This window comes from Nonomuraea sp. NPDC049419 (genome assembly GCF_040676995.1).
Lineage (GTDB): Bacteria > Actinomycetota > Actinomycetes > Streptosporangiales > Streptosporangiaceae > Nonomuraea > Nonomuraea salmonea.
Genome location: NZ_JBFAQB010000014.1, coordinates 86,259 through 111,551 on the forward strand (window position 1 = coordinate 86,259; position 25,293 = coordinate 111,551).

Annotated in this window: 16 protein-coding genes and 1 pseudogene; 13 read left to right on the forward strand and 4 right to left on the reverse strand. The window is 70.9% G+C overall.

The genetic code is table 11. The features are described 5' to 3' along the window. Nucleotides 1-171 precede the first annotated feature (171 nt). The 5 genes from AB0K12_RS32730 to AB0K12_RS32750 are packed head-to-tail and all read left to right on the forward strand — an operon-like array spanning nt 172 to nt 9,877. On the forward strand, nt 172-3,603 hold the full coding sequence (locus AB0K12_RS32730; protein WP_364569865.1) for a DUF4132 domain-containing protein: 3,432 nt from the start codon (nt 172-174) through the stop codon (nt 3,601-3,603). After that, on the forward strand, nt 3,600-4,670 hold the full coding sequence (locus AB0K12_RS32735; RefSeq protein ID WP_364569868.1) for an AAA family ATPase: 1,071 nt from the start codon (nt 3,600-3,602) through the stop codon (nt 4,668-4,670). The genes AB0K12_RS32730 and AB0K12_RS32735 overlap by 4 nt, the downstream gene beginning before the upstream one ends. A 4-nt stretch (nt 4,671-4,674) precedes the next feature. Continuing rightward, a complete protein-coding gene (locus AB0K12_RS32740) occupies nt 4,675-6,870 on the forward strand; it encodes a DUF5682 family protein (protein ID WP_364569871.1) in 2,196 nt (731 codons plus the stop codon). Then, the gene (locus AB0K12_RS32745; protein WP_364569874.1) at nt 6,867-7,976 is read left to right on the forward strand and encodes a VWA domain-containing protein; all 1,110 of its coding nucleotides are present in this window, start codon (nt 6,867-6,869) and stop codon (nt 7,974-7,976) included. Before AB0K12_RS32740 ends, AB0K12_RS32745 begins: the two co-directional genes overlap by 4 nt. Continuing rightward, the gene (locus AB0K12_RS32750) at nt 7,973-9,877 is read left to right on the forward strand and encodes an SWIM zinc finger family protein (RefSeq protein WP_364569877.1); all 1,905 of its coding nucleotides are present in this window, start codon (nt 7,973-7,975) and stop codon (nt 9,875-9,877) included. Before AB0K12_RS32745 ends, AB0K12_RS32750 begins: the two co-directional genes overlap by 4 nt. Here the strand turns inward: AB0K12_RS32750 and AB0K12_RS32755 are convergent. Continuing rightward, nucleotides 9,817-10,284, reverse strand: coding sequence for an Rrf2 family transcriptional regulator (locus AB0K12_RS32755; protein WP_364569880.1), 468 nt, complete (start codon nt 10,282-10,284; stop codon nt 9,817-9,819). The genes AB0K12_RS32750 and AB0K12_RS32755 overlap by 61 nt on opposite strands. Before the next feature lie 130 nt (nt 10,285-10,414). Here AB0K12_RS32755 and AB0K12_RS32760 point away from each other — a divergent pair, with 130 nt between their 5' ends. The 3 genes from AB0K12_RS32760 to AB0K12_RS32770 all read left to right on the forward strand — a co-directional run bounded on the left by AB0K12_RS32760 (nt 10,415) and on the right by AB0K12_RS32770 (nt 12,778). Continuing rightward, nucleotides 10,415-11,164, forward strand: coding sequence for an SDR family oxidoreductase (locus tag AB0K12_RS32760; RefSeq protein WP_364569882.1), 750 nt, complete (start codon nt 10,415-10,417; stop codon nt 11,162-11,164). 34 nt (nt 11,165-11,198) lie between these two features. Continuing rightward, nucleotides 11,199-11,720 carry an NUDIX domain-containing protein gene (locus AB0K12_RS32765; protein WP_364569885.1) on the forward strand — a complete coding sequence of 174 codons (522 nt, stop codon included), beginning with the start codon at nt 11,199-11,201 and terminating at the stop codon, nt 11,718-11,720. 101 nt (nt 11,721-11,821) lie between these two features. Continuing rightward, nucleotides 11,822-12,778, forward strand: coding sequence for a fructosamine kinase family protein (locus AB0K12_RS32770; protein WP_364569888.1), 957 nt, complete (start codon nt 11,822-11,824; stop codon nt 12,776-12,778). Between the two features lie 159 nt (nt 12,779-12,937). Here the strand turns inward: AB0K12_RS32770 and AB0K12_RS32775 are convergent. After that, nucleotides 12,938-13,087: pseudogene (locus tag AB0K12_RS32775) on the reverse strand (restriction endonuclease); the annotation flags it as partial. Nucleotides 13,088-13,138: 51 nt separating this feature from the next. Here AB0K12_RS32775 and AB0K12_RS32780 point away from each other — a divergent pair. The 3 genes from AB0K12_RS32780 to AB0K12_RS32790 all read left to right on the forward strand — a co-directional run bounded on the left by AB0K12_RS32780 (nt 13,139) and on the right by AB0K12_RS32790 (nt 18,871). Beyond that, on the forward strand, nt 13,139-16,207 hold the full coding sequence (locus AB0K12_RS32780; protein ID WP_364569891.1) for a DUF3427 domain-containing protein: 3,069 nt from the start codon (nt 13,139-13,141) through the stop codon (nt 16,205-16,207). Between the two features lie 189 nt (nt 16,208-16,396). Continuing rightward, a complete protein-coding gene (locus AB0K12_RS32785; RefSeq protein WP_364569893.1) occupies nt 16,397-18,343 on the forward strand; it encodes an alpha/beta hydrolase in 1,947 nt (648 codons plus the stop codon). After that, nucleotides 18,344-18,871, forward strand: a complete 528-nt coding sequence (locus tag AB0K12_RS32790) for a hypothetical protein (RefSeq protein ID WP_364569896.1) — start codon at nt 18,344-18,346, stop codon at nt 18,869-18,871. It begins immediately after the preceding gene. A 129-nt stretch (nt 18,872-19,000) separates the two neighbouring features. Here AB0K12_RS32790 and AB0K12_RS32795 read toward each other — a convergent pair whose 3' ends face one another. After that, a complete protein-coding gene (locus AB0K12_RS32795) occupies nt 19,001-19,522 on the reverse strand; it encodes a hypothetical protein (RefSeq protein WP_364569899.1) in 522 nt (173 codons plus the stop codon). Between the two features lie 567 nt (nt 19,523-20,089). Between AB0K12_RS32795 and AB0K12_RS32800 the strand changes: the two genes are divergently transcribed. Further along, nucleotides 20,090-20,881: an ankyrin repeat domain-containing protein gene (locus tag AB0K12_RS32800; RefSeq protein ID WP_364569902.1), complete on the forward strand. Its 792-nt coding sequence runs from the start codon at nt 20,090-20,092 to the stop codon at nt 20,879-20,881. 122 nt (nt 20,882-21,003) lie between these two features. Here the strand turns inward: AB0K12_RS32800 and AB0K12_RS32805 are convergent, their stop codons facing one another. Next, nucleotides 21,004-21,414, reverse strand: a complete 411-nt coding sequence (locus AB0K12_RS32805) for a hypothetical protein (RefSeq protein ID WP_364569904.1) — start codon at nt 21,412-21,414, stop codon at nt 21,004-21,006. Between the two features lie 499 nt (nt 21,415-21,913). Here AB0K12_RS32805 and AB0K12_RS32810 point away from each other — a divergent pair, with 499 nt between their 5' ends. After that, the gene (locus AB0K12_RS32810; protein ID WP_364569907.1) at nt 21,914-25,189 is read left to right on the forward strand and encodes a hypothetical protein; all 3,276 of its coding nucleotides are present in this window, start codon (nt 21,914-21,916) and stop codon (nt 25,187-25,189) included. Nucleotides 25,190-25,293 lie beyond the last annotated feature (104 nt).

The window sequence follows — 25,293 nt, forward strand, 5'->3', positions numbered from 1 at the left end:
GACCGGAGACATGGAATTGATGGCCGTAAGCGTGGAATACGACCATTGGTGGTGCCGCATAGGTGGGTGAACGACTCCCCTGGCTGACCGGTCGCAGAGCTTTGTCGGTCGGTGCCGCCATACTCGCCGCTGTCGATCACGATGAGGCAGGGCGGTGGGAGCGGTATGGGCGTGGAGCGCAGGCTGACGTTCGTGGGCGGGGGTTCGGCCAAGTTCTGGGAGGTGCGGCAGGACGGGGCGGAGCTGCACATCCGGTACGGGCGGATCGGCGCGGCCGGGCAGACCCAGGTCAAGTCGTTCGACACGGACGCCACCGCTGCAGCGGCCGCGGAGAAGCTGGTGGCGGAGAAGGCGCGTAAGGGCTACACGGAGGACGAAACGCCGCAGGCGACCGGCGGCGGCGGCGCGGATGAGGACCGGCTGACGTGGCCGGTTGCCTGGTTGCGCGCTCTCCACCCCCGCCGCGGCGGAACGAAGGTCGCCGTGCCGGGGCCGGATGCGAGCGCGCCCCAGAAGCTGGCCGCCGAGCTGGGCGAGCACCGGAAGGCGCTCGCCGGCATGGTGGCGACGTGCCAGGACCCCGAGCTCGCGGCTGCGGGCGCGGCGTACCTGGCGGGAGATCCGGGCGGCACGCCGCTGGGTGCGGCGGTGGTCGCGACGGCGATGGCCGCGACCCTCTCCTACAGCGAGCGCGAGAAGCTGTCCCTGTTCGCCGATGCCTGGCTGGCCGGACGCGGCCTGGCGTTCGCGGCGGTGGCCGTGACCGAGCTGGCCTCACTGGAGTACGCCTACCACGGGGCCACCCTGCAGATCCGGCAGGTGCCCAGCGGCGCGGCCCCCGACAGGTGGTACGGCGGGAACGCCACGGAGCGGATCGACGCCCGGGTCCGCGCCGTCCTGGCCACCGTGCCCGACACCGAGTACGCCGAGGTCGTCGCGGCGCTGGCGGTGAGCAGGGAGAGCGGGCTCCATCACCGCGTGGCCGCCTCCTACCTGGCGCCCACCGAGACCGGCTGGGTGACGGCCGACTGCACCGAAGTGCGCCAGAACCTCCCGGCCCTCGCCCCACGCCTGCTCCCCGCCATCAGCACACCGGAGCAGGCCGAGCTGATCAAAGACCTCGTGCCGCCCTACTCCGTGGGGGACGACCTCGCCCTGCCCGTCACGGTCATCGACGGCATGGGGGAGGCGGCCGTGCCGCTGCTGGCCTTCTGGACGGCCGGCTTCCACGGCACGGACACCAGGAAGCGGCTGCTGGGCGTGCTCGCGGAGCTGCCGTACGACCCGGCGATGCGGGCGCTCCTCGGCCATGTCGAGCAGACGTACGTGCAGCCGGCCTTCCTGCGCGCCGCCGCCCGCTTCCCGCGCCGCGCGATGCGGCTGCTGCCCGAGTACGACGGCAAGATCGTGGACCTGCTGCTGCGCACCCACGTGGCCACCCATCCCGACCTGGCGGACGAGCGCCTCAAGAAGCTCGTGGACACCACCGCCGCTCCGCGGGAGGCCCTGCCCGAGGTGCTGGTCAGCCCGCCCTGGACCCGGGAGCGCAGAGCCCTTGAAACGGTCGTGGTCAACGGCCTCACGTGCACCGACGCGCCGGCCCTCGTGTGGGCGCCGGGCGAGCAGGACAGCTGGCGGGCGAGAACGAACAACACCTCATGGGACCGGCACCGGAGCTGGAAGGACATAGCACGCAATATCGCCAAGGGCGCGGACGGCTACTGGGCCGACGAGATCGCCCTGTTCGTCGCGGGGCCGGAGGACATGGCCGCCCCGCTGATCGAGCAGTGGCGTCCCGGCGACCTGTGGGGCGCGGGCGACTGGATGCCGACGGTGGTGGCCAGGTTCGGGACGGCGGCGCTGCCCATGGTGCTCGACAGCGCCCGCCGCGCGCCCAGCTCGCTCGCCGCGTCGCTGCTGCCGTTCGCCGCGCCTGAGGTCGCCGTGCTGATGGCCGGTTGGCTGAGCCGCCTGAAGTCCGTACGCATGACCGCCCTGGCCTGGCTGCACCGCCACCCGGCGGCGGCCGCCAGAGCGTTGATCCCGCCGGCTCTCGGCAAGCCGGGCACCGCCAGGCAGCGGGCTGAGCAGGCACTGGTGACGCTGGTCGCGACCGGCCACCGGGACGCCGTGGCCGAGGCCGCCACAGGCTATGGACCGGCCGCCGAAGCCGCGATCGCCGGCCTGCTCGTGACCGACCCGCTCGACGTGCTGCCGGCCACGATGCCGAAGCTGCCCGAGTGGACGGAGGTCGCGATCATGACCCCGATCCACCTGCGCGGCGGCGCGGGCGCGCTGCCCGCCGAGGCGGTCCGGCACCTGATGACGATGCTGGCGATCTCCAAGCTCGGCGAGCCGTACGCCGGGCTGGCCGTGGTCAAGGAGACCTGCGAGGGCCGTAGCCTCGCCGAGTTCGCCTGGGGCCTGTTCCAGCGCTGGCAGGGGGCCGGATATCCGTCCACGGAGAAGTGGGTGATGCACGCGCAGGCGCTGCTCGGCGACGACGAGACCGTACGCCGGCTGACCCCGCTGATCAGGGCCTGGCCCGGCGAGAACGGGCACGCGCGCGCGGTCACCGGCCTCGACCTGCTGGCTTCCATCGGCTCCGAGGTCGCGCTGATGCATTTGCACGGGCTCGCGGAGAAGGGCAAGTTCGCCGGGCTCAAGAACCGGGCCAAGCTCAAGATGGAGGAGGTCGCCGCCGAGCTCGGCCTGACACCGCAGGAGCTGGCCGACCGGCTGGTGCCCGGCTTCGGGCTGTCCGACGACGGCAGCCTGACCCTCGACTACGGGCGCAGGCAGTTCGTGGTGGGCTTCGACGAGCAGCTCAAGCCCTACGTCACGGACGCGGCCGGCAAGCGGCTGAAGAACCTCCCCAAGCCGGGCGTCAACGACGATCAGAAGCTCGCGCCCGCCGCCTACCGCCGCTTCGCGGGGCTCAAGAAGGACGTGCGCTCGGTGGCGGGTGACACCATCCACCGCCTGGAGCAGGCGATGGTGGACCGGCGCCGCTGGAGCGCCGCCGACTTCGGAAGGCTGCTCGTCGGCCACCCGCTGCTGTGGCACATCGTCCGGCGGCTCGTCTGGGGCACGTACGACCCGTCGGGCCGGCTCACCGGCACCCTGCGGGTGGCCGAGGACCGCAGCTTCGCCGACGTGAACGACGACGCGCTGCCGCTCCCCCAGGACGCCCTCGTCGGCGTGGTGCACCCGCTGGAGCTGGGCGACGACCTGGCCGCGTGGGCGGAGGTGTTCGCCGACTACGAGATCCTGCAGCCGTTCCAGCAGCTGGACAGGGAGACGTACGAGCCGGACCCGAAGCTGATCGCCGAGATCGAGGCCGCGAAGGTCCCCACCCGCGCGGTGATCGGCCTGGAGCGGCGCGGCTGGCGGCGTGGCGCGCCCCAGGACGCCGGCTGGCAGTTCTGGATCGAGCGGGACGTACCGGGCGGCAGGATCATCACGATCAGCTTCGATCCCGGCATCGTGGTCGGCCACCCCGACTTCGCAGAAGAGCAGACCCTGATGACGCCGGGCTTCGACGACCTCGACCCGATCACCGCCTCCGAGATCCTCCGCGACCTGAAGGACATCGCCCGATGAACGCCCAGCGGCCTCCCGCCGAGCTCCGCTACGCCGACGAGCTGGCCAGGCTGCGGGAGCACGACACCGGCGACCGGCCGCCCGGCTGGGCGCTCAGCCTGCGGGCCGCCCGCCGGTTCGTCCTCGGGGACGAGACGCTGGGCGTCAGCCGCAAGTTCGTGGGCGATCCTTCGCTGATCGACCGGTCTCTGGTGTCGCTCGCGACCAACCGCGGGCTGATGCTGGTGGGCGAGCCGGGCACGGCGAAGTCGCTGCTTTCGGAGCTGCTCGCCGCGGCCGTGAGCGGCACCTCGACGCTCACCATCCAGGGCGGCGCGGCCACCACCGAGGACCAGATCAAATACTCCTGGAACTACGCGCTGCTGGTCGCCGAGGGCCCCTCCCCCCGGTCGCTGGTGCCCGCGCCGCTGCTGCGCGGCATGGCCGAGGGCAAGGTGGTGCGGTTCGAGGAGATCACCCGCTGCCCGCTGGAGGTGCAGGACTGCCTGCTGTCACCGCTGTCCGACCGGGTGCTCGCCGTGCCGGAGCTGAGCGGTCCCGAGTCGATGGTGTACGCGCGGGAGGGGTTCACGGTCATCGCGACCGCCAACACCCGCGACCGGGGCGTCAACGAGATGAGCGCCGCGCTCAAGCGCCGCTTCACCTTCGAGACCGTCTTCCCGATCGCCGACTTCGCGACCGAGCTGGCGCTGGTGGAGGCGGAGGCGACGGCGCTGCTCAAGCGCTCGGGCGTCACCGCGCCGCCGCGCCGCGACGTGCTGGAGGTGCTGGTCACCGCCTTCCGTGAGCTGCGCCAGGGGCAGACGGCGCGTGGCGACACCACCGATCGGCTGTCGGGGGTGATGAGCACCGCGGAGGCCGTGTCGGTCGCTCATGCGGTCGGGCTGCGCGGCTGGTTCCTGCGCGGCGAGCCGGGCACCGCCGCCGACCTGGTCTCCTGCCTCGCCGGCACGGCCGCCAAGGACAGCCCGGACGATCTGGCCAAGCTCCGCAGATACCTGGAGCGCAGGCGGCACGGCGACCAGTGGCAGGCCCTGTACGAGGCCCGCCACCTCCTGCCGGGCTGACGCGATGGGGGTCGTCTTCCTGGGCGTGCGGCACCACAGTCCCGCCTGCGCCCGGCTGGCCGCCGAGACCATTCATGCCGTACGTCCCGCGTACGTGCTGGTCGAAGGCCCGGCCGAGATGAACGATCGGATGGACGAGCTGCTGCTCGGCCACGACCTGCCGATCGCCGTCCACACCGGCTACCGCGACCACGAGCGGCGCCACAGCTCGTGGACCCCGCTGTGCGACTACTCCCCCGAATGGGCCGCGCTGAGCGCGGGCCGAGAAACCGGCGCCGAGCTGCGCTTCATCGACCTGCCCGCCTGGCACCCCGCGCTCGCGGACCTCGCCAACCGGTACGCCGACGCCCGCTACGACGAGGTGACGGACAAGCTCTGCCGGGCCTTCGATGTGGACAACGCGGACGCCTTGTGGGACCACCTCTTCGAGGTCGCACCGGCCGACGGACTGGCCGAACGGCTGGCCACGTACTTCGACCTCGTCCGCGGCGACGCCGAGGCCGGTCCTGACGACGCCGCGCGCGAGGCGTACATGGCGCACTGGGTCCGCGCGGCCGCGTGGGAGGCGGGCGAGCGGCCGGTGGTCGTGGTCACGGGCGGGTTCCATCGTCCCGCGCTGATCCGGCTGGCCGCGCGGGGCGAGCGGAGCTGGCCGGAGGTGCCACGGCCGCCCGAGGGCGCGGTGGCCGGCAGCTATCTGGTGCCGTACGCGTTCCGCCGGCTGGACGCCTTCGACGGCTACCAGGCGGGCATGCCGTCGCCCGGCTACTACCAGGACCTGTGGGAGCACGGCCCCGATGAAGCCGCCCGCCGGCTCATCGAGGCGGTGACGGCCAGGCTGCGTTCCCGACGGCAGCCGGTGTCCACGGCCGACCTGGTCGCCGCGCGTGCCACCGCCGACGCCCTCGGGCTGCTGCGCGGCCACCCGCATCCGGCGCGGGTGGACGTCCTCGACGGGCTGGCCGGCGCGCTGGTCGGCGAGGCGCTCGACACCCCGCTGCCCTGGGCGTCTCGCGGACGTCTCCAGGCCGGTCACCATCCGGTCGTCGTGGAGATGATCGCGGCGCTCAGCGGCGACCGGACAGGCCGCCTGCACCCCTCGACGCCGCTGCCGCCGCTGGTCCATGCGGTGCTCGCCGAGCTGGGCGGCCCCGGCGACGAACGCCTCCACCTCGGCGATCCCGCCGATCGCGAGCGCAGCCGGTTCCTGCACAGGCTGCGCGTTCTGGGCATTCCCGGCGTGGTCCGCGGTGCGTCGGGGCTCCGCGTCGAGCAGTGGACGCTGACCGACACCGACGACCGCATGCCCGCGTTGATCGAGGCGGGCTCCTACGGCGTGGACCCGCAGGAGGCGGCGGCGTCCGTCCTCGCCGAGCGGATCAGGGACGCCGGCCTGGGCCGGCTGACCGACGTGCTGTTCGATGCCGCGCTGTGCGGCATCGGCGAGCTGGCGGGGCGGGTGCTGAACGACCTTGAGCGGGCGATCGGCGCGGCGGCCGACCTGGGCGCGCTGGGCCGTACCCTCGCCGTCGCCCTGGGCATGTGGCGGCACGACGACCTGTTCGCGATCACCTCGGGCACCGTCGTGCGGGCCGCCGCCCTCCGGGTGTTGTGGCTGGCCGAGGGGGTGCGCGGCGGGTCCGTACCGGCTGATCCGCGACGCATCGGCGCCATGGCCGCCGTACGCGACGCGCTCCGGCACGCCGGCCCTCAGCTCGGCCTGGACGTGGACGCGGCGCTGGGCGTCGCCGACCGCGTCGCCGCCCGCCAGGACGCGCCGCCCGACCTGCGCGGCGCCTCGCTCGGGCTGACCTGGTCGCTGCGCGGCACCGCTGCTGATCCCGTACGTGCGGTACGCGGCGCGTTCGTCCCCAAGTCGGCCGGCGACTGGCTGGCCGGGCTGTTCGCGCTCGCCCGGGAGGAGGTCCTGCACACCGGCGGCATGCTGGAGCTGCTGGACGAGCTGGTCGAGGCGATGACCGAGCAGGACTTCCTGGTGGCCCTGCCCGCGCTGCGCCAGGCGTTCAGTTACTTCCCGCCCCGCGAGCGGCACCTCATCGCCACCCGCCTGGTCGAGCTGCGCTCCGGCATGTCCGCCCGGGACCTGCTGCGGCTGGACGCTCCGCCGGAGCTGGTCGCCGCGGGCATGGCACTGGACGAACGCGTCGACACGGCGCTGCGCGGGGAGGGGCTCCTATGACTCTCGAACGGTGGCGGCTGCTGCTCGGCGAGGCCGGCGGCGCCTGCCTCGGCGGCGGCCGCCTGGACGATGAGTCCGCCGGCCGCGACGCCGCCCTGGAGTGGCTGTACGGCCGCGACGAGGACCTGCGCGAACGCGGCGTCCGGCAGTCGGGGAACGGCCCGTCGAACCTGACCACCTTCGACTGGCTCGACGACATCACCCGCCTGTTCCCCAAGGAGACCGTCGAACGCCTGCAACGCGACGCCGTCGAACGCTACGAGATCCACGACCTCGTCACCGACCCCGACGTGCTCGCCCGCATCGAGCCCAACCCCGCCCTGCTCAAGGCCGTCCTGCACACCAAACACCTGATGAACCCGCAGGTGCTGCGGCTGGCCAGGCGGCTCGTGGAGCAGGTCGTACGGGAGCTCATGAACAAGCTCGCCACCGAGGTGCGCACCGCCTTCTCCGGCACCAAGCTGCGGCGGCCAGGCCGGCTGCGGGTGGCGCGCAACTTCGACATGACGAGGACGCTGCGCGCCAACCTCGGCCACTACCAGCCCGACACCCGTAAGGTCGTGATCGAGAACCCGCTGTTCTTCACCCGCACCCGCCGCCACCTCGAACAGTGGCAGGTGATCCTGCTCGTGGACCAGTCCGGCTCGATGACCGACTCCGTGATCCACTCGGCGGTCACCGCCGCCTGCCTGTGGGGGTTGCCCGGCGTACGCACCCACCTCGTTGCCTTCGACACCAATGTGGTCGATCTGACCTCGGACGTGGACGATCCCGTTGAGCTGCTGATGAAAGTCCAGCTCGGGGGTGGCACGGACATCGCGCGGGCGGCGGCGTACGGCGCCGGGCTCGTGGACCGGCCGCGGCGGGCCATCGTCGTGCTGATCTCCGACTTCTACGAGGGCGGCGATGCCCACCGGCTCGTACGCATCGTCCGTGGCCTGGTCGAACAGGGCAGCAAGGTCCTCGGCCTGGCCGCGCTCGATTCGCAGGCCAATCCCGACTACGACCGGGAGCTTGCCCAGCGCCTGGCCGATGCCGGGGCGTCCGTGGGCGCGATGACTCCAGGGGAGCTGGCGGCCTTCGTCGCGGAGCACGTGGGCCGATGAGGACGGATCTGCTCGGGCTCACCACCGACGCCCTCGCCGCGCTCACCAACCGGGGGCTGGTCAAGCGGGCGGGCAAGGAGGCCGCGCCGGACCTGCGTACCGATGCCGATGGGACCGTGCACGGCGACTTCGCGGGCGGGCCCACCGCCAGCTTGCCGTCCGGTGGGCTCGACGTGGCCCGGTGCACGTGTGGTGCGCATGGGGTGTGCCGGCATGTCGTCGCGGTGGTGCTGGCGTACCAGCGCCGGCACGCCGATCGTGCCCCGGAAGCTGCCGCCTGGTCGCCGGGGGACGTGACCGACGACGAGCTGGCTCTGCGGATCGGCGCCCGCCTGATGACCGCCGCCCGCCGTACCTTCAAGGCCGGCTACACCGCCCGCGTCCGCCGCACCCCTGCCCCGCAGGTCGAGCTCCCCACCGCGACCGTACGCTTCCTCATCCCCGGCGACCTCGGCTTCGTCCACACCGACACCGTCGCGGGCAGCCGCGACCACCTCATCGCCCTCGCCGTGTGGGCGTTCCGGGTGGCCGACGAGCTGCATCCAGGGGTGCGGGAGGCACGGGTGGACGTCGGGGGCTCGCCAGGACCCGGCACCGGATCCGGGCTGGAACGAGCCCTGGAGCTGGCCGGCACGGTTTTGCGCGAGGGCGCGGCACACCTCGGGGAAGGGCTCGACGCGACCATCGCCGACGTACAGCACGATCTGGACGCCGCCGGAGCCCGCTGGCCCCTGCTGGCCGTCGGCGACCTCGCAGAACAGCTAGCCGCGTACCGCGACCGCAGCGCCCACTACCGCCCCGAGCTGCTCGCGAGCCACCTCGCCGAGCTCCACGCCCGGCACCGGGCCGTCACCCGCCCCGACGCCACCCTCCGCGGCAGCGTGCTCGGCACCACCGAAGCCGCCGAGACCCCGCTGCGCCGGGCCCGCCTGGAGAGCCTGGGCTGCCGCATCCGCGGCCTCGCCGGCCGCCGCATCGCCGAGGTCTATCTGGCCCACAGCGCCAGCGCGATGGTCCTCGTACTGCGCCGCGAATGGGACGGCGACGACGACGGCCCCGCGCCGGCGGGCCGCCGCATCGCCGGCACCACCCTCGCCGACCTGGCCACCGGCGACCTCGTCACGGAGTCGGCCGTCCGCAGCGCCAGCCGTACCGTGCGGCTGGCCACCGGACGCATCTCCAAGACGACGGTGAGCGCGTCGCGCGGCGCCTGGGCCGACCTCTCACCGTCCCTGCTGGTCACCGACCTCGCCGCCCTCGGCCGCGAGCTCGACGCCCTCACCCTCCGCCCGATCCGCCCGCGGGTGGAAGCCGAGCTGGTCCGCGTCGTCGCCGTCTCCCAGGTGCTTTCCACGGCGTACGTCCCGGGCGACCAGCGCCTCGACGCCCTGGTCGCCGACCGAGCGGGCAACACCGCCACCATCACCGCCACCCACACCACCGCCGCTCCTGGCCGCCTCGACGCGCTGGCCGCCGTCCTGGAAGGCGGGTTACGTTACGTCAGCGGAGTCGTGGGCCGTAGCGCGGGCGGCATCGTCATCGACCCCATCGGCCTGTCCACCGGCGAGCGGGTCGTGGTCCCCGACCTGGAAGCTGCCGGAGCCAGTGCCCCCTTCGCGATCGCCGAGCCCGGCCCGTCCGACCCGCTCACCGCCGTCCTGACCGACACCCGAGCCCTGCTCGCCGAAGCCGCCCACCACGGCCTCGCCCACCTCCCACCGACCTACGACGACCGCCTCGCCACCGCCGCCCGCCGGCTGACCACGTTCGGCCTCCACCGCATCTCCGGGGCGGTCACGGCGTTCGCGACCGAGACGGCCGAACAGACCTGGATCGACGCCTACCTACGCCTGGAGGTGGCCCTGGACCTGACGTCTTCAGGTGCTGCGAGGACGTCCTGAAGGACGTTCTGCAGGGTGACGCGGGCCAGCTCGCCCCGGAGGGTTTCCTCGATGCCGTCGTAGATGCGCCGCATCGCCGGCTGGATGCCGTGGCCCACGACGCAATCCTGGTCCGGAGTGGCGCGGTGGAGGGCGAAGAGGGGGCCGGTTTCCACCGCTTCGTACACGTCGAGCAGCGTCATCGACTCCAGGTCGCGCGCCAGCGTCCAGCCCGCGCCCAGCCCGCGCCGCGACTCCACGAGCCCCGCCCTGCGCAGGTCGCCGAGCAGCCGCCGGATCACGACGGGGTTGGTGTTCACGCTGGACGCGATCTGTTCGGAGGTGGCGACCTCATGGCCCTGCCGCTGGTAGAGGCCGATCCAGGCCAGCGCGTGGGCGGCGATGGTCAACCTGCTGTTGGCGCTCATGCTGTCGTCCCTCCCGGTCGCAACTCCCGATGTTACGACATGCTCGTCGTAACAGCTATGGTTGCGACATGTCGTCGTAACTATTAGCGTTACGACAGTCGGAGATGGCCAACCAGTTAGGACGAGAACCATGAACAAGCCACTGACCGGCAAGGTCGCCCTGGTCACCGGAGGATCCCGCGGGCTGGGAGCCGCGACCGTACGGCTCCTCGCCGACCAGGGCGCCGACGTCGCCTTCACCTACGTCAGCTCCGACGAGCGAGCCCAGGCCATCGTCGACGAGGTACGGGCCAAGGGAGCGAAGGTAGCCGCGTACAAGTCCGACCAGTCGGACACGAGCCAGGCACCGGCCCTGATCGACAACGTGATCTCCCACTTCGGCGCCCTGGACATCCTCGTCAACAACGCCGCGATCTCCATCAACGCCACCGTCGACGACCCGAACGCCGACACCGCCGCCCTGGACCGCATGCACGCCACCAACTACCTCGGCGTCATCGCCATCATCCGGGCCGCCTCCCAGGTGCTGCGCGAAGGCGGCCGCATCATCACGATCAGCTCCGGATTGGGCACCCGAGCCGGCGTCCCTGGCGTGGCCGACTACGCGGCGACCAAGGCCGGCGTCGAGCGCTACACCATGGGCGCCGCCCGCGACCTCGGCCCCAGGAACATCACCGCCAACGTCGTGGAAGCCGGCATGATGACGGACGGCATGGAACACCCGGACCCGGAAATCATCAAGGCCCTGCTCAGCTCGCTGTCGTTGCAGCGCATGGGCCACCCGGACGAAATGGCCGCCGCGATCGCCTTCCTGGCCAGTCCGGCAGCGTCGTACGTCACGGGCGCCGTACTGGACGCCCACGGCGGCTACAACGCCTGATTCCGTTGTCAGCGCCGCGCCGTAGCCTGGCGCGGTGATCCGTGACCCGTGGGAGCAACGCTCTTTGGAGGCCGCCGCCCTCGATGCCGAGTCCGCGACGCTGGAGTTCGATCAGGCCCGGTCCTGGCTGCGCTCGGCGCTGGACGGACCGATGGAGCCGTTGGGCGCCGAGGTCTGGGTGCTGGATCCTGGGTTGGAGCAGATCCTGCTGGTCCAGCATCCATGGCGCGGCCTGGTGCCGCCGGGCGGCAAGGTCGAACCGGGCGAGAGCCCGCGCCAGGGCGCGGCACGAGAGCTGGCCGAGGAGTGCGGGCTGCGCCCACAGCTGCTGGACCGGCCCGCCGCGGTGGCCGTGCGCTCGTTCCACCCGGACCTGCCGCTGACACTGTCGATGTCCTATGCCGCGATCGCCCACCCGGCCGAGCCGCTGACCCCAGAACCCGGACAACCGGCACTGTGGCATCGGCTGGACGCGGACTGGGCCGGCTTCTTCCCCCAGGACCCCGACCGGGTCCGGCAGTATGTGAAGACTTTGAGGAGCGGCGCGGCGGGTTGAGCGGGGCTCAAAGCCGTCGCGCGACAGACCTCACCTGGGCCGGCGCTGCCATATAAGCGACTTTCTCCTAGTTGCCGCCACAAACCAGGCAAGATGACCTCATGTCTACTGCGCCGGGGTCCTTCTTGCTCGAACGCCTGCACGCGGCCGGCCTGACCGACATCACCGCCGTCGAGCCGGCCACCGGAGGCCTCGCCGCGACCGCAGGCCTCGCCCGCCGCGGCGACGACACGTCGGTGTTCGTCAAGGCGTTCACCGAGCCGCCCTCGGACGACGTCTTCGCCACAGAAGCCGAGGGCCTCGCCGTGCTGCGCGAGGCAGGCGGCATCACCACCCCCGACATCATCCTCGCCGACCGCGACGTGCTCGTACTGTCCACGCTGCACCCCCGCCCGACGACCGAGGCCTTCTGGGAGCAGTTCGCGCACGCACTCGCCCACCTGCACACCACCACCCGCCACCCCCGCTTCGGCTGGCACCAGGACAACTGGCTGGGCCGCCGCCGGCAGCTCAACACCTGGACCGACGACGGCTACGACTTCTTCGCCCAGCACCGCCTGCTGCGCTGGCTCACCGAACCCCGCGTCCAGGAGGCCCTCGACCCCGCAGACCGAGCAGCACTCGAACGCCTCTGCAACCGCCTCCCCGACCTGTTGCCGCCCAGGCCCGCCTGCCTGACCCACGGCGACCTGTGGACACAGAACGTCATGTCCACCCTTGACGGCCCCCCCGCGCTGATAGACCCGGCAGTGTCGTACACCTGGGCCGAAGTCGACCTCGCCCACCTCTGGACGACCGCACCACCCCCCGAAGCAAGGGCATTCTTCGACCTGTACGCCGACCTGACGGACCTCGACCCCGGCTGGCGCAACCGCATGCCCATCCTGCAACTACGCCAACACCTGGCCGTCATCGCCCAATTCGCACCAGACTGGGGCGCCGCCGACATAGTCCACACCACCCTCGCCCCCTTCCGCACCCGACCCAGAACCCAGCCGAGCAGACACCACTCGACACCGGCCCCCGGACAACTCCTGGAGCCACCCCAGCACAGTTGACGGGCTCAAGGGAAACGTTCGCGGCCTAAGCCGCGGGCGGGTCTGCGGAACACCTGGTCGCTGTGCCAGCCGATGTGGTCCTGTCCGACGACGCCCAGTCCTGGCTGGGGCCGCCTGGCGGACCGGCCGGCCAGCGCGAGCACCATGTCCCGCGACGACGGCCTCGGCGGCACTGAACGAAATGGGCCGGTTGCCGTGCCGCTGGAAGTGGCCCAGGGCGTACAGGAGGAGCAGCGGTTTGTGCGGAGCCCGCTCACCACCCCGGCCCCAGCGCCGGACCTCGGCGACCCGCTCGACCCAGTCCCCGATCGGTCAGTGCGGAGCCCACGCGGGAGCCGGCCGCGCTCTATAGTCGCCGACGTGAGCGATCTCCAGCCGGGTGTCTACCAGCATCTGATCACTCGCGAACTGGACGCCCTGCTGCGTGCGGTGTCCGATCGCGACCTGATCGATCGCCGGTCACTGGATCCCGCCGACTCTGACGTCACCCTGGCCCGGCACCTGGCCGCCCTCACACGCCGCGCGCTGCGCTCTGTGCGGGGCGAGAGCGACACGGTACGTCTGGCGCGGCAGGTGGAGATCGTCAACCGGATCGCCGGCCTGATCGGTGAGCTGGTGCCCGAGGCCGCCGCGCCCGAGGAGCTCGTGGAAGCCGCCGACGAGTTGCTGGGCATCGCCACAGGCAGGGACGCGGGCGGACACGTGCGCTTCCCCGCGCGACCTGCGATCCCTCTCACTGGCAGCGCCTTGCTGGTCAACGGCCGCGGCCAGCCCGAGATCGGCCACGAGCTCAAGCGCGAGCTGGCCTCCGCCGACCACGTCGATCTGCTGTGCGCGTTCGTGAAGTGGAACGGTGTGCGGGTGCTGGCCGAGGCGATCGACGAATTCCTCCAGCGCGGTGGCAGGCTGCGCCTGGTCACCACCACCTACATCGGCGCCACCGACCGCCTGGCCCTGGACCGCCTCGCGAAGATGGGCGCCGAGATCCGCGTCTCCTACGACACCCGGATGACCAGGCTGCACGCCAAGGCGTGGCTGTTCCACCGCGGCAACGGCCTGTCCACCGCTTACGTCGGCTCCTCCAACCTGTCGCGCACCGCCCTCAGCCACGGCCTGGAGTGGAACGTCCGCCTCGCCCAGGCCGAACAGCCCCACCTGATCGACACCTTCGCCGCCACGTTCGACGACTACTGGGGCGATCCGTCGTTCGAACCCTACGACCCGGCACGCGACGCCCATCGGCTCGACCGCGCCCTGTCCGCCGAGCGGTCGGGCGGCAAAGCCGTGGTGCTGGACTTCGCGCACATGGACGTCCGTCCGTACTCCTACCAGCGCGAGATCCTCGACGAGCTCGACGCCGAACGGCAGATCCACGACCGGTGGCACAACCTCGTCGTCATGGCCACCGGTACCGGCAAGACCGTCGTCGCCGCGCTCGACTACCGGCGGCTGCGCGCGGCCGGGCAGGCGGAGTCGGTGCTGTTCGTCGCGCACCGCAAGGAGATCCTGCGGCAGAGCCTGCTCACATTCCGGCAGGTGATGCGGGACGAGACGTTCGGCGAGCTGTACGTGGACGGCGCCCGCCCCGAGCAGTGGCGGCACGTGTTCGCCTCGATCCAGACCCTGGACGCCAACCCGCTCCCCGAGCCGGACCGCTACGACATGGTGATCGTGGACGAGTTCCACCACGCCGAGGCCGCCACCTACCGCAAACTGCTCACCGGAGTGCGGCCCAAGGTGCTCCTGGGCCTGACCGCCACCCCGGAACGCGCCGACGGCCTGGACATCAAGCACTGGTTCGGCGGCCGGATTGCCGCCGAACTGCGCCTATGGGAGGCGCTGGAACGCGGACTGCTGGCCCCGTTCCAGTACTTCGGCATCCACGACGGCACCGACCTGAGCCAGATCGGCTGGCGCCGGGGCCAGGGCTACGACATCGGCCAGCTCTCCAACGTCTACACCGGCAACGACCGCCGCGCCGCCGTGATCCTGGAGGCGCTGCAACGCAAGGTCGGCGATGTCGGACGGATGCGGGCCCTCGGCTTCTGCGCGAGCGTCGACCACGCCCGCTTCATGGCCGACCGCTTCACCCGCGCCGGACTCCCCTCCGTCGCGGTCACCGCGCACAGCCTCCGGGACGAACGTGACCAAGCCCTCCGCGACCTGCGCGACCGCAAGGTCAACGCCGTGTTCACCGTCGACCTCTTCAACGAGGGCGTCGACGTCCCGGAGATCGACACCGTCCTGTTCCTGCGCCCCACCGACAGCGCCACCGTCTTCCTCCAGCAGCTCGGCCGCGGACTCCGGCTGGCCGACGACAAGCCCTGCCTGACCGTGCTCGACTTCGTCGGCCACCAGCACAAGCAGTTCCGCTTCGACCGGCGCTACCGGGCACTCACCGGCGCCAGCCGTACCGGCATCGCCCGGGAGATCGAGCAGGGTTTCCCCACGCTGCCCGCCGGCTGCGTGATCGACCTGGACCGCGACGTACGCCGCCTCGTCCTCGACAACGTCCGCCAGGCCCTCAACCTGAACTGGCGGGACCTCGCACGCGAACTCCGCGACCTCGGAGACGTCACCCTGCCCACGTTCCTGCAGGAAACCGGACTCGACGTCGAAGATCTCTACCGCCGCAGCCGCCAGGGCTGGGCCTCACTGCGCCACACCGCCGGCTTCGGCGCCGCACCAGGCGACGACGCGCTCGGACGCGCCTTCGGCCGGATGCTGCACATCGACGACGTCGAACGCCTCGCCTTCCTCGCCGAAGTGCTGGCCGGACGAGCTCCCCGATCACCGCGCGAGCTTCGCCTGATGGCCATGCTGGACGCGATGATGTGGGGCGGCACCCAACCGACCTCCGGAATGGAAGCCCGGTTCGCCCGCCTCACCGGCGTCCGCGCGGCGGAACTGCAAGAACTGGCGAACGTCCTCCGCTCCGGCCTCCGTCACGTGGCCCCGCCCCTGGACCCCGTCGTGCCCCTGCACGTACACGCCCGCTACAGCAAGAACGAGGTCCTGGCCGCCTTCGGCATCGACAAGCCCGCGCACATGCGAGAGGGCGTCAAATACGTACAGGAGCACCAGGCGGACCTGTTCTTCGTCACCATCGACAAATCAGCGGACCACTACTCCCCCACCACGCTCTACGCCGACCGGGCCATCAGCGAGAACCTGTTCCAGTGGGAGTCGCAGAGCACTCTCCGCTCCGCCGCCCCCACCGCCCGCCGTTACATGTCGGGCGAGTCCACCGTGCACCTCCTCATCAGGCAGTCCAAGCGCGACGAAGGACTGGGCGCACCGCCGTACACGTACGCGGGGCCGATGCGGTACGTGAGCCACGAGGGCGAACGCCCCGTCCGCTTCACCTGGCGCCTGGACCACCGCCTACCACCCGAGGTCTTCCACTACGCCAAGGCAACCGCCGGCTGAACCGACATTTCTCCACAGGCAGGAGACGAACGAGTATCCGTGAGCGGCTCTGTTGGTACTAAGAAATGCATTCGACGGTACCCCAGCAAAGCTCTTCCTCAGATTTTCCGGGAACGCTCACTAATGTCCGCAAATCCACAGTCCAGGCGATTCCCATAACGAGTCCGCATGCCGCGCGGACGAGAAGGTGTGCAGCATGAGATCGTCTCATCCGTGGCAGGCGAGACAGCCGGTCTAGAAGAAGCACTCAGTCGCGTGGTGCGACTGGCGGGCGATCACATTGGCGCGCTCGACTCCACGATGCGCCACATGGCGGCCCACGCCTGGGTCGGTGGTGGTGCGGCCCCCTTCACCCAAGCGACCCAGGACCAGCGCTCCCGGCTCCAGCTGGCCTTCGACACCGCGGCAGCACAAATCGCCGAGCGGATTCGAGCCCTCGGCGGCAACGCCACGGCGCCTTCGCTCTCGACTTCGCTCCCCATCAGCACGTCCGCGCGCGGCGGCTACGCGGGGATGGACGTAGAGGCGATGACCCGCATGGTGACCGACCTGGAGCGCGCCGGCCACGAACTGCCCACCGCGGGCAGCCGGCTCTCCGCAGCGCTGGGCACCGCATGCGTCAGCGCCGCGCCTGGGCAACAAGTCGGGGCCGTGGGCGCCTGGGCCTCCGGGCAGGCCACCGACCTGCGCAGACGACTGACCGTGCTGCAGCAGCGCCCCGCCGGTGACATGGCCAACGCGGCCGCGCTCGGCTTCGGGCTGTTCGGCGGGTTCGCTCCCGACCCGAACGGCCTCGGCGGCCTGCTCACCTCCGCCGCGAACGGCGACCCCGAGGCGCTGAAGAAGGTGCTGGAGGCGCAGAACAGCGGCAGGGACTCGACCCTCGCCTCCCGCGTCAGCGCCTGGTGGCAGATGCTCGACCCGGCCGCCCGCCAACAGCTCATCAACGCCGCGCCGCAACTGGTCGGCTCGCTCAACGGCGTACCGTCCGCCACGCGAGACAGTGCGAACCGTGCGTATCTGAGCCTGCGCAAGAGCGCCGTCGCCAAGCAGTTGGCGGAACTGCGCAAGCTTGAAGAGAACATGAAGCGAGGAGCGCGACATTCTCACCTACTCATGGAAATGAGTGCGCTGGACGCGGAACAGCGACAGATCGCAGCCGTTGAAAGAAGTCTGGCGATGGGTGGGTTGCAGGGCCGGCCGCCGGCGCTGCTACTCCACCTCGAACTGGGCGGGCTCGGTAAGACGGCTATTTCCTTCGGAGATCCCGATAAGGCCGACTCGGTGGTCACCTCCGTACCGGGTACAGGAAGCACATTGGAGGGGGTCGGCGGTGACGCAGCCCGTGCCATGGCCTTGTGGGAGCGAGCCCATAATGTTCCACCCGGCACCGAGGTCGCTTCGACCATCTGGCTCGGCTACGAGGCACCGCAGCTCAACGCCGGCGTGCTCATGGCTGACTCCTCGGTAGCGTCACCTCGTCTCGCCCAGACCGGGGCGGGCGCGCTGGCCGGTTTCCTCGACGGTCTCCACGCCACGCACCGACCGACCGGCACACCGCGGTTCACGGTGCTGGGCCACAGTTACGGCAGCGTGGTCACCGGCATAGCTGCCCAAGCGCGGAAGGGGACGTTCGCCGACCAACTCATCCTGGTGGGAAGTCCAGGAACGATGGCGGCCCGTGCGAACGATCTCGGAGTCAAGCACGTATGGGTCGGCGAATCACCTCATGATCCCATCGCTGATCTGGGACATCTTCCGCTGAGCGGCGGGCGGAACCCGATCTCGGGCGTCCTGAACCCTTGGTTCCCGAACGGCGCCGGCCCTTTCGGCACCGACCCCAGCAACATCGCCTTCGGCGCCAACCGCTTTGTGGTCGATCCGAAGCCCGTGTCAGGCCCTCTTGCCTTCACGGGTTATGACATCGGCACACACTCCGATTACTGGGAAGCGCAGTCCGAATCGCTGAGGAACATGGGATTCATCATCAACGGTCAGTACGATCGCGTCACGGTGCTTCCGACGCCGAAACAAGCGCCACCCCCATCGCCGTCACCTCAGCCCCGCCCGTCACCCGAACCGGTGTCCCCGCCGTCGTCCACTGCACAGCCTTCGCCCACGCCGACGGGAGACTAGATGTTCCGCGCCGCCAGCCTGATCATCGCCGCTGCGGTCCTCGTCAGCGGATGCGCACCCGGCGAAGTCCCGGGAGGAGCCATGAACCAGCCGGCCCACAAGCCCACGATCACCAAAGCTCAGGCGCTCGACCGCATCGAGCAGCTGATCAACGGCACGATCAGTGTCATCAGCCCCAAGCCGCAGGTGGACCTGTACAAGCCCAGCCTCATCGACGACCCCTGCCTCGGCCCGCTTGATGGAGGCTCCGAAGACCGGATCGTGGTCGGCCGCGAATATCACCTGCGCGGCCTCCCCAAGAATGAGGATGCGCTCAAGCGGGTGCTCGCCGATGTCAAGGCGTACTGGGAAAAAGAGGGCCACTACATCTCGGGGCAGAATGAGAGCGGGCTGCAACTGTACGCGCACTCCCGCCCTGAAGACTTTCTCATGGCCATCGGCTGGGCGGCCGACGGTGTGCTCACCCTCGGCGCCAACTCCACCTGCCTCTGGCCCAACGGAACCCCTGAGCCCTCTTCCGCTCCCTGAGGGGTCGATGCCTCTTGGCCAGAGCCCCACAGACACCATGAAGTCAGAATTGCTCGGCATGGAGCTCCTGTGATCTGCTGGCAGCGGTCCGGCGAGCTATGCGCCAGTAGGTGCCAACGAATTACAGGATCAGGGGTTGGGGCGGATGGCGGCGATGGCTATTTCGCCGCTGATGGCGTGAGCTGCGACCGTGGGTGCCGCCACGCTGTCGACGATGACGGTGGCCTGGGCGGCTGAGCCGGACGTGTAGTTCACGCCGTCGATCATGGCTTCTTCGGCTATGACTACTGGGGCTGCGGAGCCGGTCCTGCGGCCGGGTACGTGGATGAGTTGGACGCGTTCTCCTCGTTGCAGGTCGTAGGGGGCTTGGCCGGGTTTGAGGGCTAGGCCCACTCTGACTGCTTTTCCTGTGGTTGCTTCGCCGTCGGCGCCCAGCACCATCGCTCTCGTGAGCAGCGTTCCCGGCAGGACCGTGACCGTTGCCACGGTGGTTGCCAGCTGATCGCGTTGTGACCAGGGCCAATAAGTGGCCCCATCGTCGGCGATGCTTGCCTCCTGGAGCGCGTTGCCTCCGAAGGGCTGGCCGGCGCCGACTCGGCCGACCACGCGGATGACGGACATGCGTTCGTCGGCGCGCATCACGAGCGTCATCGAGGTCAGGGCGCCTCCGAGCACCAGCAGTGCGGCAAGTGCGGCAAGTCCTGGTCGGCGTTGACGGGACCATTGCGGGAGCTCACGGGAAGCGGCTCCGGTCAGCACGCCGGTCCCTCCAATTCTTCGCCGGGGTTTTCGGTCTTGCAGTCAGGCAGGCATCCCAGTCGTCTTCAGCGCCCAGCTCGGCAACGCCGCACACGCCACCACATTGTGGCACTCTCGGTAATCGAGCTCAATCGGAGAGTCATAGAAGGGTAAGTGCGTCGAACCTGTCCGGTTCGCGGTCCTTTCAGATAGTCCGTGCGTCATGGTCCCTCAAGCGGTGCAGCACTCCGGCTGGGTGCGGCATGATCTTCTCACTCGAGTCAGTGCGAGCCGAGGAGTGTCGTGGGCGGATTCGGGTTCGGTGGGTGGGGCGGTGTCGGTGGGGCCGGGTGGGCTGATCTGGCCTTGGTGCGTGCTCGGCTTGACGCAGGGGCGGATGCAAATTCGGGGGTCTACGCCTTTGGCGGGTACGAGGGGCGACCCTTGCATTTTGTGGCTGAGTGGGGCAGCCCAGAGACCGTGGCGGAGCTGGTCGGGTGGGTGGAGGATGTGGATGCCGAGTACGACGATCGGACCGCGCTGTGGGTGGCTGTCTTTGCGCGTCGCTTCGACAATGCTCGCGTTCTGGTCGCGGCCGGGGCGGATCCGTGGCGGTCGATGATGGCTGGGTGGGCTCCTGGGCGGCTTGCGCTCGCCGGTCCTGAGCCGGGCTTGTTTCCGCTGCCGGCAGGGCAGGCGGGTTTGTCGCCGGCCGAGAGTGCGGCGGTGGTGGAGGCGCGGCGGCTGATCTCCGTTCTCGGGGGATGTGGGCAGGAGGGAGCGGCTTTTGCGTGTGTCGCCGGAGTCACCGCGGTCGAGGCTGTTCGGCGGTTGCGGGCCCGGCCGGTCGATGCGGACGCCGTCGCGGCGATCCTGGGGGATCCCTTGGCCGACTTCGATGGGAGTTCGCGGGTCGTCGGGCTCAGCGACGTTCCTGGGGGATGTGTGGTGATCCAGCCTTGGGGGCACGTTCCGGCCGATCCGGAGGTGGTCGGGCCTCTCTCCGTGGGGAGCGTCTGTTACGGCGTGGCGGCCAATCCCAAGAGCGGTAACCAGGGCATCGTGGCTCGCGACGGTACGGTCGAAGACGCCGACACCCATCCCGGCGGGGGCGATGCCGGCGGGCACCTGACGTCGGAGGAGATTCTCGCCGAGTACCTCTATCAAGGCCACGCCGTGGCCTACTGCTGCGCAGCGGCGGGGCTTCGGCCCGTCGATGCGCGGGCCGTCGTCGGTCCACCCGACATGTGGGTCCGTCTGCCGTGGTCCTGACGGGCCCCGTGCGACGGGACACGCGAGAGAGAAGGTCTCGTCGCACGGGGCGGCTCATGGAGGTCGGTCGCCGGCCGCTGCCAGGCGGTCAACGCGGCATCACAGGGCGAACAGCGCAAGTGTCAGCAGGAGACGCGCAGGTGGTTGGATTCCTTGAACTCGGGGGAGCCGCCGACCGTCCGGCCCCTGTGGATGGTTCGGTAGGTGTGGGTGCCGGTGCCCGAGCAGTTGTAGCGGACGTAGACGTCGTGGCCGCGGCCCACGACGGTCGCGGTGGCGAGGTCGTCCGTCCAGCCGCTCCAGCGGTGGCGCTGGATGACCAGCTGGGACGTCCCGCCGGTGCCGCAGTCCTGCGATTGGCTGCCGTAGCCGATGATGGTGTTGCCGCTCTTTGTCGTGCGGCCGATGTGCAACTCGCATACCGCCGCCTGCTGGGTGGTGGCGGTGGCCTGGGCGACCGGCGCCGACAGCGCGACCACCGGCGTCGCCAGGGCCACGGTGAGCGTGGTGAACAGGATTCCTCTTTTACGCATGGTTCTCCGTTCGCAGAACTGAAAGAAGGGGAAGTGGCCGCTCCTGGCCGGCCTGGATGGAGGTACGGCGGGCGACATGTCCCCGTTGTAAGGGAGCCGGTGGTTGTCCGGCGAGGGCGAAGGCCACCGGACAAACAACGCGCAGCCCGACCAGGCACGGAGTCAGCCGGTCAAAAGGTTTGACGGGCCTTGCCGGAAAGTGCCAGCATGCGTTGACGCTGGCCCGCACTGCCCGGGGATGGGGGCGATGGGACGTCCTGAGCGTGTGCTGGATCCGGAGAACGACCCACTCCACCGATTCGCGTTCGAGCTCAGACAGCTGAGGCTCAAGGCAGGACAGCCCAGTTATCGGGAGCTGTCGAAACGCGCCCATTTCTCGGTGACGACGCTTTCCGAGGCGGCGGGCGGAACGGTCGTTCCGAGCCTCGCGGTGACGCTCGGGTATGTCGAGGCGTGCGAGGGCGATCGGGCGCGGTGGGAGCGCCGGTGGTATTCCCTGATGCGTGAGCTCGCGTCGGCCGATTCCCCCGCGGACGATGCGGCACCGTATCTGGGGCTGATGTCGTACCGAAAGGAAGACGCGCCGCTGTTCTTCGGGCGCGAGCGCCTCGTACGGCGGCTGCGCAAACGCCTGACGGACACTCCGCTGCTGGCGTTGTTCGGCCCCTCGGGGGCGGGGAAGTCGTCGCTGCTGCGGGCGGGGCTGCTTCCCGCCCTCGCCAAGAGCGGATCCGCGTGGCGGATCGCGTTCGTCACGCCGGGCGAGCGGCCGCTCCGGCAGCTGGCGATCCGGCTGGCCGGTCTGTGCGGGATCGCGGCCGCCCCCGTCGAACGCGCGCTGCTGGACTCCCCCGAGAGCGTCGGCCTGCTGTGCGCCCAGGCCATGACCGGTACGGCCGATGGAGCCCGGCTGGCGGTCGTGGTGGACCAGTTCGAGGAGGTCTTCACGCTCTGCCATGACGAGAAGCAACGCCGGTACTACATCGCCGCGCTGCTGAGCGCCGCCCGCGAGCCTCGGGTGCGGGTCGTGCTGGGCGTCCGGGCCGACTTCTACGGACACTGCGCCCAGCATGAGGAGCTGGTGGCCGCGCTCCAGGAGAACCAGGTGCTGATCGGGCCCATGGAGGACGACGACATGCGCGCCGTCATCACCGGACCGGCGCGGCAGGCGGGCGTGAAGGTCGATCCCGAGCTGGTCGACCTGGTCGTCGACGAGGCGCATGGCCAGGTGGGGGCGCTGTCGCTGGTCTCGCACGCGCTGCTGGAGACCTGGCGCCACCGTGCGGGCGCCTCGCTCACCGTGGCCGCCTTCCTGGCGACGGGCGGCCTGCGCGGCGCGATCTCGCAGACCGCCGAACACGTCTACGGCGAGCTGGATCCGGCGGGCCAGGACATCGCCAGGGACGTGTTCCTGCGCCTGACCAGGCCCGGCGAGGGGACCAGGGACACCCGCAGGCGCGCGTCGCGGGCGGAACTGGAGGCTGGGCGACCGGGGCGGCGTACGTCCGAGGTGCTCGACAGGTTGATCGAGGCGCGGCTGGTCGTGGCCGAGGAGAACACCGTGACCGTCGCGCACGAGGCGCTGATCGACGGCTGGCCGCGCCTGCGTACCTGGCTCGAGGAGGACCGCGAGAGGCTGAACGGTCTGCGCCGGCTAGCCGAGGCCGCCGTCGAATGGGAGCAGCACGGCCGCGACGAGACGTTCCTCTATCACGGGACTCGCCTCGCGACCTGGCTCGACCGTCCCGCCGACACGCTGAGCGACCTTGAGCGCGCGTTTCTCGACGCGGGCCGGCGCCGGGAGGCGGCCAGGTCCGCCGTACGGCGCCGCCGCACCCGCCTGGCGTGGACGGCGCTCGCCGCGACGACGGTGGTGGTCAGCGTGCTCGCCGGGGTCGCCGTGTTGCAGGGCCGTCAGGCCAGGGAGCAGCGGGACGTAGCGCTGTCCCGGCAGCTCGCCGCCGAGGCGCGGGCCGAACTGGCGCTGGACCCGGGGCGCGGGCTGAACCTGGCGCGACGGGCGTACCGGCTGTGGCCGACGATCGAGGCCGAGTCGGTCCTGCGGCAGGGCATGGTGGAGGACCATCTACGCGCCACGATCCCCGGGCTGGGACGGGCGATGGGCGTGGCGTTCAGCCGGGACGGCACACGCCTGGCCGTCAGCTCGGCCGACGGCCTGGTCCGGGTGTGGCCGTGGCGCGGAGACGGCCTGCCGGCCGAGCCGCCGGTCGTGCTGCGCGGACATCGTGGCGAGGCGCTGGGTCCTGCGTTCAGTCCGGACGGGGGGCGGCTGGCGGTCCCGGGCACCGACGGGACGATCCGGATCTGGGACCTGTCCGGCAAGACCGGACGCATCACGCTCACCGGGCACGACGGTCCAGTGTGGAACGTGGCGTTCAGCCCCGACGGGCGGACGCTGGCCAGTGCCGGCCGCGACGCGACCATCCGCCTCTGGGGCCTGAGGCGGCCCGACCGGCCCCGGGTTCTGCGCGGGCACACGGCGGCGATCAAGAACGTGGTGTTCGGCCCTGAGGGGCGGCTGCTGGCCAGCGTGAGCACCGACGGCACCGTACGTGTCTGGAGTCTCGCCGGCGACCTGCCGCCCGTCGTGCTGCAGGGACATCAGGGCTCGGTGGAGGGGCTGGCCTTCAGCCGCGACGGACACTTCCTGGCCACGACCAGCGACGACGCCACCATCCGCGTCTGGTCGCCGAACGGCGCCGGTGATCCGCTGGTCCTGCGCGGCCACGAACGGGTCGTGTGGGGCGCGGCCTTCAGCGCCGATGGGACCAGGCTCGTATCCGCCGGCGACGACGGGACCGTACGGGTCTGGGACCCGCACGGGATGGGCCGGGTATCGGTGCTGCGCGGTCACGAGGGAGAGGCGTGGGTGGCGGCGTTCGGCACCGACGACCGGCAGGTGTTCAGCGGCGGCGCGGACGGCACGGTACGGCGCTGGGACCGGCACGCCGGCACGCACCGCGTGCTGACCCGCCACGACGACCAGGTGACCGGCCTGGCCGTCAGCCCCGACGGGCAGCGGGTGGCAAGCGCGGCGATGGACGGCACGATCAGGGTCACCGGCGGAGACACGGAGCCGGTGCTGCTTCGTGGTCACAAGGGTGCGGTGTGGAGCGCCGCGTTCAGCCACGACGGACGCCGGGTGGCGAGCGCCGGGCAGGACGGCGCGCTGCGCATCTGGGACCTGACGGGCGGAAGTCCCCCGCTGGTCCGATGGGCCGACACGGACCAGATCCGCCAAGCCGCCTTCAGCCCCGACGGACGCCGGGTGGCGACCGCTGGGCAGGACGGCACCGTACGGCTCTGGGACGCCCACCGCGATCTGCCGCCCGTGATCCTGCGTGGCCATCGGGGGCTGGTCTACGCGGTCGCGTTCAGCCCCGGCGGGCGGCAGCTGGCCAGCGCGGGAACCGACGGCACCGTCAGGGTTTGGCCCGCGTCCGGCCAGGGGGAACCTCTGGTGCTACGCGGCCACCAGGGCATGGTGTGGGCCGTCGCGTTCAGTCCGGACGGGCGCTGGGTGGCCGGGACGGGAAATGACGGGACGGTCCGCATCTGGCGTACCGATGTGGCCGCCCTGCCCATAACGGTGGGCGGCTTCGCGGCGCGGGTGGGCGGGATCTCGTTATCCGTCAACGGGAAACTTGTGGCCACCGCGCACGGAGACGCGACCGTGCGGCTGTGGCGGTGCACCGCCTGCGAGCCCATCGACGTCCTGCTGCCTCTGGTTGATCGGCGGCTCGCGAGCTACTGAGGGCAGACGTCCTGGTAGGGCGCTCCGCCCAGGTGGCGGTCGGTCACCGACTGAGCGCGGGTTCTGTCGTTCGGCGCTGCTATAGATGACGCCACCACCTGATC